This window comes from Paraburkholderia sp. A1BS-2L (assembly GCF_051125205.1).
Lineage (GTDB): Bacteria > Pseudomonadota > Gammaproteobacteria > Burkholderiales > Burkholderiaceae > Paraburkholderia.
The window spans coordinates 723,177-736,850 of record NZ_CP120430.1; the positions used below are offsets into that span (position 1 = coordinate 723,177).

Genomic DNA, 13,674 nt, shown 5'->3' on the forward strand with positions numbered 1-13,674 from the left:
GCGCAGCGGCCGCGTCAGTCGTAGTATCCGAGGATCGACTTGACCTCCATGTACTCCTCCATCCCTTCGATCCCGTACTCGCGGCCGTTGCCCGATTGCTTGTATCCGCCGAATGGCGCCTGCGGATCCCACGCCGGATAGTTCAGATGCACCTGCCCCGACCGGATGCGCGCGGCCACCGCGCGCACGCGTTCCATGTCCGTGCCCTGCACATGCGCGCCGAGCCCGTACACCGTGTCGTTCGCGATCGCGACGGCTTCGTCAACGGTGTCGTAAGGCAGGATCGCGAGGACCGGACCGAAGATCTCCTGCTGCGCGATCGTCATGTCCGTGCGCACGTCGGAGAATATCGTCGGTCGCGCATAAAAGCCCTTGTCGAAGCCCGCAGGCCGCCCCGGTCCACCGGCGATCAACCTGGCGCGTTCGTCGAGGCCTACGTCGATCATCTGCGCGACCCGCCCGAACTGCGCGCGATTGGCGAGCGGCCCATGCGTCGTTGCTTCGGCGAAAGGGTCGCCGACGATGAGCCGCTGCGCTGCCGCGATGGCCTGTTCTTCGACCGCGCCGAGCACGTTGCGCGGCACGATCATGCGGGTCGGCGCGCTGCACGACTGCCCCATGTTCCGGAACGCGGCGGCCACGCCCGGCGCAATAGCCCGCTCCAGGTCCGCGTCCGGCAAGACGATGTTCGGCGACTTGCCGCCGAGCTCCTGCGCGACGCGCTTGACCGTCGGCGCAGCCGCCTGCGCAACCAGCACGCCCGCCCGCGTCGATCCGGTGATCGACACCATGTCGACCTCAGGGTGCGCCGCAAGTGCAGCGCCTACCTCCGCACCGCTGCCGCTCACAAGGTTGAATACGCCGGCGGGCACGCCCGCATCGGCGATCACTTCCGTGAACAGCAGCGCGCTGAGCGGCGCTAGCTCGCTCGGTTTGAGCACCACCGTACAGCCGGCGGCAAGCGCCGGCCCGACCTTAGCGGTGATTTGATAGATCGGCCAGTTCCATGGCGTGATCAGCGCGCACACGCCGATCGGCTCGCGCGCAATCGCGGTAGTCCCCCGCCGCGTGACGAACGAGTAGCTCGCGAGGTTGTCGCGCGCAACCCGGATATGTTCGGCTGCGAGCGGCACATGCGCGGCACGCGCATAGCCGATGGGCGCGCCCATCTCCATGGCGAGCGCGGTGGCAAACAGTTCCGCACGCTCGATGATCAACGCATGAATGCGGTCGAGCAGCGCGGCGCGCTCTTGCGGCGAAGTAGCCGACCAACGCTCGAACGCCCGGCGCGCAGCGCTTGCGGCCCGGTCGGCGTCGCGCGCGCTGCCGAGCGGGATCTCGCACAGTGTGCCCTCGGTGGAAGGGCACACGACCGCGAACCGGTCGCCGCCGTCGGGCACGCTCCAATCGCCATCGATGAAGAACCGGTCCAGCCTTCCGGCTTGCATCAGGTGAATCACGGGAGAAGTCATTGCAGGATGTCCTTGAGTCGATAGCACGCTCCGCCGAACGGCAGAAACCAGGGCTTTCCGAAGTGACCTGGAATCGCCGGCCAGTCAAAGCCCGTCCACGTATTGAGACCGGCGCGCCTGCCCATGATCTCCGCCATCAGCGTCGCCATGTGCGTGCCGTAGCTCACGAATGGCTCGCACGTATCCAAGCCAGCATGAGCCGAAATGCATGACAAACTCCGGGGCTGGCGGACTGGTGCGAGCCCATTCGATCCGCCTCATCCCGAGGCCGCCACCGTCATCCGCGTGACGGCCCCGCCCTAGAAATCGGCGACCTTACCCCACGAGGAATCGTTGAACCGGCCCGGCTGATACGGCACCGGGTCGACCAGCGGTTGCGCGCCGGTCGCGAGATCCGCGATGAGGTGCCCGGCGCCCGGTCCTATCCCGAAACCGTGGCCCGAAAAGCCCGCAGCGAGGATCAGCCCCGGCACGCCCGGCACCTCGCCGATGCCCGGCACGCCATCCGGCGTGCTGTCCACGAACCCGGCCCATGCGTGCGTGATCTTTGCGTCGCGAAGTTCGGGCAGGAGCTCGACGGCGCGGCGGTACGTTTCGTGGATCGTCCGCATGTCGGGCTTCGGATCCAGGATGCGTACTGCCTCCATCGGCGTGGGCGCATCGAGGCGCCAGCGCTTCAGCGATTCATGGCCGCCGCGCATCCCTTCGAGGCCGCCCGGCAGTAGATTGCGCCAGCGCTTCGCGAACATCGGCACGAATTGCGGCGCAAAGCGCAGGAACTGTTGCGTCAAGTCCACGCGCGCGCGGCCGCTGATTGCCAGGGCGTAGCGTCCGTCGCTGCGGCGCGTAACGGAAACGCCGGACGTGTACAACGCATCCGGCAGCGGATGCTCGACGGGCGAAACGCTCAGGATCGACTGACGGATCGAGGCCTGCGGAAAACGGATGCCGAGCTGGCGGCAGAACGACGACGCCCATGCGCCACCGGCGAGCACGACCGTCCTGGTCTTGATGACGCCCGCCTCCGTGACGACGCCGCTGACACGCCCGCCCTCGAGTTCGATGCCGCGCGCCGCGCAGTGCTGATGGACACTGCCGCCGAGCTTCATCAGTGCGGTGGCCACGGCGGGTGCGGCCTTCCCCGGGTCGGCCGTGCCGTCGCTCGGCGAGAATACGCCGCCTTTCCACTGCCGCCCGGTCGCGAGCCCACGCTCGGTGGCCTGCTTGCCGTCGAGCATGTACGTTGTCACGCCCGCGGTCTTCGCGAATTCCCCCCAGCTGGCCCAGCGGGACAGCTCGGCGTCGTCATTGCTCAGATACAACAGCCCGCAGCGATGAAAGCCCGTGTCTTCGCCGGATTCGGCAGCGAATCGCTCCCACAAATCGATGCTCTTGCTCGCCATCGGCAATTCGCGCTCGTCGCGGTTCTGCTGCCGGCACCAGCCCCAGTTGCGGCTCGACTGTTCCGCGCCGATTCGCCCTTTCTCGACGAGCGCGACCGACACTCCGCGCCGGGCGAGGTAATAGGCGGCAAAGACGCCGATGATGCCGCCGCCGATCACGACGACATCGGCCAAAGCGGGCGGCGTGGCCGGAGTTGCGATATGGTGCAGCGGAGGGGACATGTTCAGTCTCGCTCGGTGGATGCATCGACGTTCTGCGCGACGTAGAACTTCACCACGCGTTCGCTGCTTTCCCAACCGATCGATGCACCCCGCGGCACGAACAGCGCGTCACCGGCACCGAGCGACAGTACGCTGCCATCGGGCGCGGCGAACCGTACGCCGCCGTCGAGGAGGAGCATGAACTCGTTCACGCGATGCGCGCGGACGATCCGGTGATAGGGCGTCGAATCCCACGTGCCCGCGCAGTACGCGGCGCCGTCGTCGACGAACACGTTGTCGCTGCGGCATTGCGGCGCCGGGCCGAGCAGCACCTCCGCCGGCAGCGTTGCGGACGGTTTGAAGTCGGCGTCGGCATGTAGCGCAAAGAGGCCGCGCTTCGTCGGTGTCGTGCATGCGGCCGCGCAGAACATCAGCAGCACCCGCGATTGCGCGGCGATGCGAAGCGCGGTGCCGCCGCCGATGACGGCGCCTTCTCGCGGGCCGAGCACCAGCGGCGCGGCCCCGGCCGCCTCGAGCGTCAGCTCGCCTTCGACGACGATGATCGTTTCAATGTGCGGAAAGCTCCGCACATCGAGCTCACCGACGAAGCCGATACGCCCCGCGGCCATCGCGTCGGGTCCCTCCCATGCAATCTCCCGGTATTGCGCGAACGGATCGCTCTCGCCGAACGCATGCTTGCGCAATGCGGTTGAAGAAGGTGCGCCGTCGGCACGGTGCAACACGAAAGCTGCCGTCATTTCTGCTCCTGTGCAGTGCGTGACGGTCTGACTGAAAACGCCACGCAATATCGGAAATCGTTGTTCGCCGGCTCTCCTGCCGGAACTCTTCAGGTGTACATACTATCTGTGATCGTTCTTACGCCGCTTGACACGTCGCTTCACGGCCTTCTGCGCACGTGCGCGTTGGCGACATGCGCGTTGGCGACATGCGCGTTGGCGACGTGCGCGTTTGCGACGTGCACGTTTGCGACAGGCTCGCCGTCGCGCGGCCTTCCCGCGCGGCTACGTAATCGCGCGGCGTGATCCCTAGCACCCGCCGGAAATGTCGGCACAGATGGCTCTGATCGAAGAAGCCGACGTCGGTCGCGACAACCGACGGCGCGAGACCGGCGCGCAACAGGTCCTGCGCACGCCGTACCCGCACGAGGCACAGATACCTGTGCGGCGACAACCCGGTTTCGCCGCGAAAGCGCGCAGTGAAACGCGACACGCTCAAGCCAGCTACCGATGCGAGTGTGTCGAGGTTCAGCGGCTGCGCGAACGATGCGTCGATCGTGCGCAGCACATCGCCGATCGCCGGCGATATGGGCCGCGCGGCACGAGCCAGGCCAACGAATTGCACTGTCATATCGAATCCTCCCGGCGCTCGTTTCAGTGCAGGAAATCCTGCATCCGGTAGTACGCGCCGACGAACGGCAGGAACCACGCGTGGCCGAAATGGCCGGGCATCGCGGGCCAGTCCAGCTCGCGCCACGGATTCGACGCGGCCGCGCCATACAGCACATCAGCCATCACGCGGCCCATATGCACGGACATCTGCACGCCGTGGCCGCTGTAGCCCATCGAGTAGTAGAGCCCGTCGTGCTGGCCCGCGCGCGGAAGGCGGTCGGCGGTGATGTCGACCAGCCCGCCCCAGCAGTATTCGAGCCGCACGTTGGCCAGTTCCGGGAAATAGCCGGCCATACCAGCACGCAGGATCTCGCCGCTTCTCGCGTCGGAGCGCGGGCTCGACATGGCGAAGCGCGCGCGGCCGCCAAACAGCAGCCGGTTGTCGTGCGTCACCCGGAAGTAGTTGCCGATCTGGCGGGACGTCACATACGCACGGCGGTTCGGGAACAGCCGGTTCAGCTGCGCGTCGGGCAGCGGCTCGGTGACGACGATGAAACTGCCGACCGGCGCGATGCGTCGCCGGAACCACGCGAACGGCCCGTGCTGCGATGCGCCGGTCGCGACCAGCACACGATCGGCGACGATCGTGCCACGCGTGCAGGCGACCGTATGGCGCTCGCCGTCGAGCCGCTCGAGCTGCGTGACGGCAGCGTGCTCGAAGATTCGTGCGCCGGAGCGCACCGCCGCCTGCGCCAGGCCGACGCCGAATTTGCCCATGTGCATCTGCGCGCCGTTGCTCTGCAAGAGCCCGCCGTAGAAACCGTTGGAATCGACTTCATCGCGGATCCGCGACGGCTCGATCAGTTCGATGTCCGGATCGACGTCCCGTCGCAACAGCTCGAACGTCTTCGCGAGTCCTGCGAAATGCTGCGGCTTCGCAGCGAGCTTCAGCTTGCCCGCACGCCGGAAGTCGCAGTCGATCGCATGTTCTGCGACGATCGACTCGACGCTCTTCACTGCGCTCTCGTATGCGCGATAGAACTGCTTCGCCGGCTCGGCGCCGAGTCGCGCGACCAGCGACGCGTAGTCCTGCGCAACGCCGGTGTTGCACTGGCCGCCGTTGCGGCCCGATGCTTCGCCCGCGATCTGCGCGGCCTCCAGCAGGACCACCGATGCGCCGCGCTGCGCGAGCGCGAGCGCCGCCGACAATCCGGTGAAGCCACCGCCGATCACGACCACGTCCGCACGCCCTTCGACGGGCCCTTCGCTGCCGGCCCCAAACGCGGGGCGGGTATCCAGCCAGTACGATTCCAGTTTCATCGAATCCTTCTCGATCATTCGTGCGACGACCATCGGCGACCGTCCATTGCAAGCCATTTAATCACTGTCCAAAAGCGCAGTTGCCGCGCATTTGCGCGCGGAACGCGTACAAATCGCCGTTTTGCGCGATCGCCGCAGCAGACTATGCGGAACGCCGGCTGCCGCGGCACGCGCGGTGACAAGCGGCGTATCGCACCCTACGGATGCACCGGCTGCACCGGCGCGATGCCAACCTGAAGCGGCTCGGCCTGGAAGCGCGCGAGATCTTCCTCGCTGCGATGGCACAGCACCTGCGCACCGTTCGCGAGCGTGCGCAGCGCCGGCGCCGTCCGGTTGCAGACGCCGTCCACCCGCATCGCGCAGCGCGGCAAGAACGAGCACAGCTCGGTGTCAACTGTGCTCGCGCCGATCGGCACCAGCGGCCGGTGGCAACGCTCGCCGGCTTCGTCGAGCCAGCCCGCGCGCAGCTCGGGCGCAGACGACACGAGCAAGTGCGAATACGGGTGGTAAGGCGGCGCACACAGCGCGTCGCGGCTGCCGGTTTCGACGCGGCGGCCCGCGTACAGCACGACGATGTCGTCGCTGATCGCGCGCACCTTCGCAATGTCGTGCGTGATGAACACGTACGACACGCCGAGCTTCGCCTGGAGCTCGCGCAGTAGATCCATGATCGCGGCTCCGACCACGGTGTCGAGCGCCGACGTGACCTCGTCGCACAGAATCAGGTCGGGCTCGGCCGCGAGCGCGCGTGCGAGGTTCACGCGCTGCTTCTGGCCGCCGGACAGCTCGCCGGTGCGCCGCGCTGCGACCGCCTGCGGCAGCCGCACCAGTTCGAGCAGCTCCGCAACGCGCTGCCGCGCGCGCGCGCCCCTGATCCCGTGATAGAACGCGAGCGGCCGCGCCAGCGTGCGCTCGACCGTATGCACCGGATTGAGCGCGGTATCGGCGTTCTGGAACACGATCTGCACGCGGCGGTGCTGCTCTTTCGTGCGCTTGCCGATGTCGAGCGCAAGCGGTTCGCCGTCGAGCAGGATCTGCCCGCCCGTCGCCGGCACGAGCCCCGCGATCACCTTCGCGAGCGTCGTCTTGCCGGAGCCCGATTCGCCGATCACGCCGACCGTCTGTCCGCGCCCGATGCGCAGGTCCACTTCGTGCAAGATCACCTTCGCGGGCCAGCCGTTCGCGGCGCGGCTGCCATAGCCGGCGATCACACCGCGCACATCGAGCAGCGGGCCCGGTGCGGCGGGCGTCGGTTTCTCATCTCGTTGCGCATCGCTCGGCGTGACCGCCGCGATCAGGCTCTGCGTGTAGGGGTGCGTCGGCGCATGCAGGATCTGTTCCGTATCGCCGGTCTCGCGGATCACCCCGTCGCTCAGCACCACGATCCGGTCGGCCATTTGCGCGACCACGGCCAAGTCGTGCGACACGTACACCGCGCTCATCCCGCAGCGCCGGATCACGTTCTTGAACGCCTGCAGCACGTCGATCTGCGTGGTCACATCGAGCGCGGTGGTCGGTTCGTCGAGGATCACCAGCTCCGGGTCGGTGATCAGCGCCATCGCGGCCATCAGCCGCTGCAGTTGCCCGCCCGACACCTGGTGCGGATAACGCTTGCCGATCGTCTCCGGCTCGGGCAGCGCGAGCGCGCGAAACAGCTCGACCGCCTTCGCCTGCGCTTCGCGCTTCGTCAGCGTCCGGTGGATCAACGCGCTCTCGATCACCTGGTCGAGGATCGTGCGCGACGGGTTGAACGCGGCAGCCGCGCTCTGCGCGATGTACGCAACCTTGCGGCCGCGCAGCGCGGTCAGCGCCTGCGCCGGCAGCCTGCAGACGTCGATGCCGCCGAGCTTCACCGAGCCGCCGGCGATGCGGCAGCCGGCACGCGCATGGCCCATCAGCGACAGCGCGATCGTTGTCTTGCCGGAGCCCGACTCGCCGATCAGCGCGAGCACCTCGCCGCACCCGATGTCGAAGTCAACGTCGTGGACGATCGTCGTTTCCGCGCCGCCCGGACGGCCGCCGACCACGCGCAGCCCGCGAACCTCGACGAGCGGAGTCGATTGATCTCGCATCAGTGTTCTCCCGCGGCCACGGCTGCGCCCTTGCGGCGGCCGCGATGCGGCAGGCCGTCGATCAGGAGGTTGACCCCCACCGTCAGGATTGCGATCGCGACCGCGGGCATGATCGCGACGGCCGAGCCGTCGCCGAGGCTGGCGATGTTCTCGCGCACGAGCGAGCCGAGGTCCGCATACGGCGGCTGTACGCCGAGCCCGAGAAAGCTCAGGCCGCTCAGCAGCAGCACGACGAACGTGAAGCGTAGCCCGGTATCGGCGAGCATCGGGTGGATCATGTTCGGCAGCATCTCGACGCACGCGATGTACAGCGCGCTCTCGCCGCGAGCCCGCGCAACCTGCACGAATTCGAGCGTGCTGATGTTGACCGCCAGCGCGCGCGCGATCCGGTACGAGCCCGGCATGTAGCTGACCGCGGCGGTCAGGATCAGGAGCGGCAGCGACGAGCCGAACGCGGCGACGAACATCAGCGCGAACATCTTCGACGGAATTGACGTGAGCGCGTCGAGCAGTCGACTCATCGTTTCGTCGACCGCACGGCCCGACACGGTCGCGAGCAACCCGAGCGTCGTGCCGGTCAGCGCGGCGAGCAGCACCGCCGCGAGCGCGAGCAGCACGGTGAGCCGCGTGCCGTACAGGATCCGGCTCAGCATGTCGCGGCCGAGAAAGTCGGAGCCGAACGGCAGCTTCGCGCTGAACGGCGCGAACACGTCCGACGTGACGATCTCGCCGACGTCGTGCGGCGCGAGCAACGGCGAGAACGCCGCGATGAACAGCATCAGGCCGACCATCGACAGCCCGACGCGGCCGCCGGCCGTCAGTTTCATGCGCGGCGCGCGGCGCCTGGGCGGCTGATCGGGGGAAGGCGCGGCCGGCGGCACGCCGCCCCGCGGCGGGGGGGGCTCGCTTGACGGCTGCAGCGTGCTGCTGCGTTGAACGGATTCGCTCGGGTGCATGGTCGGTATCTCTTTAGAAGGACGAAACACTCAGCTGCGCAGTCGCGGGTTTGACACGATCGAGCACAGATCGGCGAACAGCACGAGTGTCAGGTAAGCGACGCAGAAGATCAGCGTGCAGGCCTGAACCAACGGGAAATCACGGTTGCCAACGGCATCGACCATCAGGCTGGCGAGGCCGGGATAATTGAAGATCGTCTCGACGACGATCACCCCGCCGAGCAGATACGACAGGCTCAATGCGATCGCATTCGCGATTGGACCGATCGCGTTCGGCAGCGCATGACGCAGCACGACCCGCGCGGGGCTCGCCCCCTTGAGCACGGCCATTTCGACATACGACGCGCTCAGCTGCTCGATCACCGCGGCGCGCGTCATCCGCGCCATCTGCGCGATCACGACCGCGCACAGCGTCAGCACAGGCATGGCATACGCACGCAGGAAATCGTGCACGCTGTCGATCGGGCCGCCGTACGACAGCGCGGACAACCACCGCAGCTTCACCGCGAACACGAGCACCGCGACCGTCGCGATCAGGAATTCCGGCGTCGCGACGAGAGACAGCGTGCCGAGGCTGATCACTCGATCGATAGCCGACTCGCGCTTGACTGCAGCGACGATGCCGAGCAGCAGCGCGATCGGCACCGACACGGCGGTCGTGATTGCCGCGAGCGCGAGCGACTTCGGCAGGCGTCCGCCGATCATCTCCGACACCGGCATATCGCCGGACAGCGAACGGCCGAAATCGCCGTGCAGCAGCCCCGCGAGCCAGTGCAAGTAGCGCACGTGCGCCGGCAGGTCGAGGCCGAACTGCTGGCGCAGCGCGGCGATCGTCTCCGGCGTCGCCGACTGGCCCAGCGCGGCCTGCGCGGCGTCCCCCGGCAGCAGGTTCGTGATCGTGAAGATGATGGCGGACACGATCAGCAGCGTCAGTGCGGTTACCGCGATGCGCCGGCCGATCAGCGCGACGAGGATTCGGTTCATGAAGCAAGACTCCCGAAAAAGCCGCGCGCGGCGGCGGCAAGCGACGGCGTCAGGCGTTCCACCACACGTACTCGGCGAACATGCCGCCCATCATCGGGCCGGTGGGGATCGAACCGAGGCCCCCGAGCCGCTTGTCGTACCCGTCGAGGAAACTGATGAACGCGGGGATCCCGACCCGGCCCTGCTGCGACACGATCGTCTGCATCTCGCCGTACATCTGCTTGCGTTTCGCATCGTCGGTCTCGGAGCGAGCGGCAAGCAGCAATTGGTCGAAGTTCGCGTTGTTCCAGCCCGACTCGTTCCACGGCGCGTCCGACTTGAAGAACTGCGTGAACAGCACATCGGCACTCGAGCGCGGGTTGATGTTGCCGAAACCGAGCGGATGCTTCATCCAGTGGTTCGACCAATAGCCGTCGGCCGACACGCGGTTCACCTGCAGGTTCAGGCCGATTTTCTGGCCGGCCTGCTGCAGCAGCACGGCCATCTCGATCGAGCCGTTCGCGTCGGACGTCGCATAGATCGGCGGCAGCGTGGTACCAAGCGCGCCGGCCTTCTGGAACAGGAATTTCGCCTTGTCCGGGTCGTGCGGCCGCTGCGGCAGCGACGCGTTGAAGTAGCGATGCCCCGGCGGAATCGGCTGGTCGTTGCCGATCACCGCGTAGCCGCGGAACACGGCCGAGCGGATCTGTTCGCGATCGAACAGGTACTTCATCCCTTCGACGAAATCGGGGTTCGCGGTAATCGGGTTTTCGCTACGCACGATCAGATCGGTATACAGGCCCGACTTGGTTTCCTTCAGCGCATAGCCCGGCGTGGATGCGACCCGCTGCGTCGAGCGCGGATCGATCGCGTTGATCAGGTGCACGTCGCCCGAAAGCAGCGCATTCAGCCGCGCTGCGCTGTCGCTGATGCCGATCAGCTCGATCTCGTCGAGATGCGGCATGCCCGGCTTGAAGTAGCTGTCGTTGCGCACGCCGACCGTCGACACGCCCGGCTTGAACGTCTTCAGCTTGTAGGGGCCGCAGCCGATACCGGTCGAGAAATCGGTCGTGCCGTCCTTGACGATCACGAACTGCGGCGTCGCGAGGATCACCGGCAGGTCCGCGTTCGCGCTGGCGAGCGTGAGCGTGACTTCGTCTGGGCCGCTCGCCTTCGCGTCCGCGAACTGGTCGGCGAGCGTCTTGACCTTCGACGCGGTGGTCGGGTTCTTGTGGCGCATCAGTGAAAACACCACGTCGGCCGGTCCGACCGGTTTCCCGTCGTGGAACGTGACCCCCTTGCGCAGCTTGATGACCCACGTCTTCGCGTCTGTCGTGTGCAGCGACTCGGCGAGATTCATCTGCGGCGTCAGGCTCTGATCGAGTTGCGTGAGACCGCTATAGAACATGAAGAAGCGGATGTAGTCCGCGCCCGTCGAGCCCTTGGCCGGATCCAGCGTATCGGCCGTCGAACTGGCATCGTTCGCGACCCGGATCTTGCCGCCGCGCTGCGGCGCGGGCGCGGCGAAGGCAGTCCGGGGGTTCACCAGCAGTCCGCCGGCGCCGGCGGCCATCATGCCGCTCGCCGCCATGACCCGCATCATGTCGCGGCGCGTGAAGCCACCGTTGCCGCCGCCGTTGTCGATATCGTCGCTCATCCGAACTGCTCCTGACTGTGGTAAGTGGATCGTGGGGTCCAGCGTGGTTCTTCAACCCCGCCGCGCCCGCTTGCTGGTGGCGGGCGTGACGTCGTGCGCATGCGATTCATTTAAGCACCGCCAAAATGCGGCTTGTCGCGATTCGGGCCGCCCTCACGATATGAATCGACCGTTTTGAGCCATCCGCACAGCATTGTTTGCTGCGTGCGCGCATGTATCGCCGTTTGCCGAACGCAGAATGACGGCCGCCGCCTGTTAACCGTTCGGTACAGAATTCGGCGCAAGCGCCGCTTACAGCCCGAGCTGCGTCGCGAGATGGCCGATGTCCGACACTTCGTAATAGTTGTAGAAAGGCGTGCCCGGCTCGTGGCCGCGATTGACGAACGCCTTGTGCTTGATGCCGAGATCCTCGGCCGTCATCAGGTCGTAGCGCAGGCTCGACGACACGTGCAGCACATCCTCCGGCTTGCATCCGAGCTTGTCGAACATGTATTCAAAGCCCCGCATCCGCGGCTTGTACGACTGCGCCTGCTGTGCGGTGAACACCGCATGGAACGGCGCACCGAGCTTGTCGACGTTGCTCATGATCTGGTCGTCCGACGCGTTCGACAGGATCACCAGCCTGTACTTCGTCGCGAGCCGCGACAGACCCGCGGGCACGTCCGCGTGCGGACCCCAGGTCGGCACTGCCAGATAGAAGCGCTCGGCTTCGGCTTCGTCGAACTTCACGCCGACCCGCGCGCAGGTGCGCCGGATCGCATTGACGACGACGTCGCAAAACGGCTTCCACGCGCCGAGCACCTCGTCAAGCCGATAGGCGGCGAACGCGCGCACGAACTGTTCGAGCGCGACCGGCGACAGCCTGTCCGCGTAGACCTCGCGCGCCATCTCGGCCATTCGGAAGTGGATCAGCGTGCCGTAGCAGTCGAACGTGATGTACTTCGGTTCAAATTGAATCATGGTGACGTCCTGTCGGTGTGAAGCCCCGGCAGGGCCGGGGACGGGCTGGGTTCAACGAAATTGAATCAGGGCAATAAGTCGTTCGCGCATCGTTCGGCGCGGCTCCAAACGCAGAATCGTCGCGTATTGCACGCAGCGAGCAGCACGATCTGCCGCGGCCGGACGAAGCGCTGCCGTGGCCTTCGCGGTCCTGCCGCGCGGCCTCCAGCGGTGCGGCATGGCGACGAACGACGACGCCACCATGCTTGCATCGTAGTGGCATGCGCGCAGCAGAAGCTGCCGGATCGATGCGCCGCGGTGGCACGAAACGCGCGTTCGTCGGCACCGGGCGCGCCGGATTGCATTGATTTCGAACGCGCGGCCACTGCCGCGGCGAAACAGGCGAATCGTCCTATCCGGGCCGCACCGGCGCTGGCAGAGTGAGGACGTCATTTCTACCGCTTTGGAGTCCGGCGTGGCCGACCTCAATCCTTCCCGCACGCTTATCTATCGCCCGTTCACCGAAACCGACCTGCCCGCCGCGCATCGACTGTCGGAGGCGGTCAAGTGGCCGCACCGGCTCGACGACTGGCGCTTTGTGTTGCAACTCGGCAGCGGCTTCGTCGCCGAGGACGAATCCGGCGTCGTCGGCACCGCCCTCGGCTGGCCCTTCGGCGACGCGCACGCGGCGCTCGGCATGGTGATCGTGTCGCCCGGGCATCAGGGCCGCGGCATCGGCCGCGAACTGTTCTCGCGCGTTCTCGACAGCCTCGGCACGCGCACGATATTCCTGCATGCGACGCCGTCCGGAGAACCGCTCTACGCGAAGTTCGGCTTCAAAGCGATCGGCACGATCGATCAGCACCAGGGCGCGGCGTTCCAGCCGCCGCTGATCTCCCTGCCGCCGGGCGAGCGCCTGCGCCCGCTCGGAATCAACGACGGCCCGCGCCTGGCCGCGCTCGCATCGCGCGCGGCCGGCTACGAGCGCGGCGCGGTGATCGACGCACTGCTCGACTTCGCAAACGGGATTGCGCTCGATCGCGATGGCGAACTGCTCGGCTTCGCGCTCTTTCGCCGTTTCGGCCGCGGACATGTGATCGGCCCGGTGATCGCGCCTGACGCGCTGCGCGCGCAGGCGCTCATCAGCCACTGGCTCGCGCTGCACGAGGGCATGTTCCTCCGTCTCGACGTGCCGGGCGACAGCGGGCTGTCGGACTGGCTGCAGGGGCTCGGCCTGCCGCGCGTCGATACCGTCGTCGCAATGGCACGCGGCGCTGTGCCCGCCCGCGAACCAGCGCCGCGCGCGTTCGGGATCGTCAGCCAGGCGCTCGGCTGAGCATTA

The 13,674-nt window shown here is 67.1% G+C and carries 11 protein-coding genes and 1 pseudogene; 1 reads left to right on the top strand and 11 read right to left on the bottom strand.

Features of this window, described 5'->3' with window-relative positions:
- Positions 1-14: 14 nt before the first annotated feature.
- The 11 genes and pseudogenes from P5W98_RS27840 to P5W98_RS27890 form a co-directional block, all read right to left on the bottom strand.
- Positions 15-1,472, bottom strand: coding sequence for an aldehyde dehydrogenase family protein (locus P5W98_RS27840; protein ID WP_421027933.1), 1,458 nt, complete (start codon positions 1,470-1,472; stop codon positions 15-17).
- Positions 1,469-1,642: pseudogene (locus P5W98_RS27845) on the bottom strand (FAD-dependent oxidoreductase); the annotation flags it as partial. The pseudogene P5W98_RS27845 and the gene P5W98_RS27840, both read right to left, overlap by 4 nt.
- Positions 1,643-1,771: 129 nt before the next feature.
- A complete protein-coding gene (locus P5W98_RS27850) occupies positions 1,772-3,097 on the bottom strand; it encodes an NAD(P)/FAD-dependent oxidoreductase (protein ID WP_421027934.1) in 1,326 nt (441 codons plus the stop codon).
- Between the two features lie 2 nt (positions 3,098-3,099).
- Positions 3,100-3,834, bottom strand: coding sequence for a cupin domain-containing protein (locus P5W98_RS27855; RefSeq protein ID WP_421027935.1), 735 nt, complete (start codon positions 3,832-3,834; stop codon positions 3,100-3,102).
- Between the two features lie 118 nt (positions 3,835-3,952).
- Complete coding sequence (locus tag P5W98_RS27860) at positions 3,953-4,444, bottom strand: helix-turn-helix domain-containing protein (protein WP_421027936.1); 492 nt, start codon at positions 4,442-4,444, stop codon at positions 3,953-3,955.
- Positions 4,445-4,467: 23 nt separating this feature from the next.
- A complete protein-coding gene (locus tag P5W98_RS27865; protein ID WP_421028051.1) occupies positions 4,468-5,745 on the bottom strand; it encodes an NAD(P)/FAD-dependent oxidoreductase in 1,278 nt (425 codons plus the stop codon).
- Positions 5,746-5,942: 197 nt separating this feature from the next.
- Complete coding sequence (locus P5W98_RS27870) at positions 5,943-7,817, bottom strand: ABC transporter ATP-binding protein (RefSeq protein ID WP_421027937.1); 1,875 nt, start codon at positions 7,815-7,817, stop codon at positions 5,943-5,945.
- Positions 7,817-8,773, bottom strand: a complete 957-nt coding sequence (locus P5W98_RS27875; protein ID WP_421027938.1) for an ABC transporter permease — start codon at positions 8,771-8,773, stop codon at positions 7,817-7,819. The genes P5W98_RS27870 and P5W98_RS27875 overlap by 1 nt, the downstream gene beginning before the upstream one ends.
- Before the next feature lie 30 nt (positions 8,774-8,803).
- Positions 8,804-9,757, bottom strand: a complete 954-nt coding sequence (locus P5W98_RS27880) for an ABC transporter permease (RefSeq protein WP_421027939.1) — start codon at positions 9,755-9,757, stop codon at positions 8,804-8,806.
- Positions 9,758-9,806: 49 nt separating this feature from the next.
- Positions 9,807-11,393, bottom strand: coding sequence for an ABC transporter substrate-binding protein (locus P5W98_RS27885; RefSeq protein ID WP_421027940.1), 1,587 nt, complete (start codon positions 11,391-11,393; stop codon positions 9,807-9,809).
- Positions 11,394-11,684: 291 nt separating this feature from the next.
- On the bottom strand, positions 11,685-12,353 hold the full coding sequence (locus P5W98_RS27890) for a haloacid dehalogenase type II (protein WP_421027941.1): 669 nt from the start codon (positions 12,351-12,353) through the stop codon (positions 11,685-11,687).
- Positions 12,354-12,807: 454 nt separating this feature from the next.
- Here P5W98_RS27890 and P5W98_RS27895 point away from each other — a divergent pair, with 454 nt between their 5' ends.
- Positions 12,808-13,668, top strand: a complete 861-nt coding sequence (locus tag P5W98_RS27895; protein WP_421027942.1) for a GNAT family N-acetyltransferase — start codon at positions 12,808-12,810, stop codon at positions 13,666-13,668.
- Positions 13,669-13,674 lie beyond the last annotated feature (6 nt).

Coding starts and splice junctions, on each gene's coding strand:
- P5W98_RS27840 (WP_421027933.1), bottom strand. CDS start 1,472: ATGACTTCTCCCGTGATTCACCTGATGCAAGCCGGAAGGCTGGACCGG.
- P5W98_RS27850 (WP_421027934.1), bottom strand. CDS start 3,097: ATGTCCCCTCCGCTGCACCATATCGCAACTCCGGCCACGCCGCCCGCT.
- P5W98_RS27855 (WP_421027935.1), bottom strand. CDS start 3,834: ATGACGGCAGCTTTCGTGTTGCACCGTGCCGACGGCGCACCTTCTTCA.
- P5W98_RS27860 (WP_421027936.1), bottom strand. CDS start 4,444: ATGACAGTGCAATTCGTTGGCCTGGCTCGTGCCGCGCGGCCCATATCG.
- P5W98_RS27865 (WP_421028051.1), bottom strand. CDS start 5,745: ATGAAACTGGAATCGTACTGGCTGGATACCCGCCCCGCGTTTGGGGCC.
- P5W98_RS27870 (WP_421027937.1), bottom strand. CDS start 7,817: ATGCGAGATCAATCGACTCCGCTCGTCGAGGTTCGCGGGCTGCGCGTG.
- P5W98_RS27875 (WP_421027938.1), bottom strand. CDS start 8,773: ATGCACCCGAGCGAATCCGTTCAACGCAGCAGCACGCTGCAGCCGTCA.
- P5W98_RS27880 (WP_421027939.1), bottom strand. CDS start 9,757: ATGAACCGAATCCTCGTCGCGCTGATCGGCCGGCGCATCGCGGTAACC.
- P5W98_RS27885 (WP_421027940.1), bottom strand. CDS start 11,393: ATGAGCGACGATATCGACAACGGCGGCGGCAACGGTGGCTTCACGCGC.
- P5W98_RS27890 (WP_421027941.1), bottom strand. CDS start 12,353: ATGATTCAATTTGAACCGAAGTACATCACGTTCGACTGCTACGGCACG.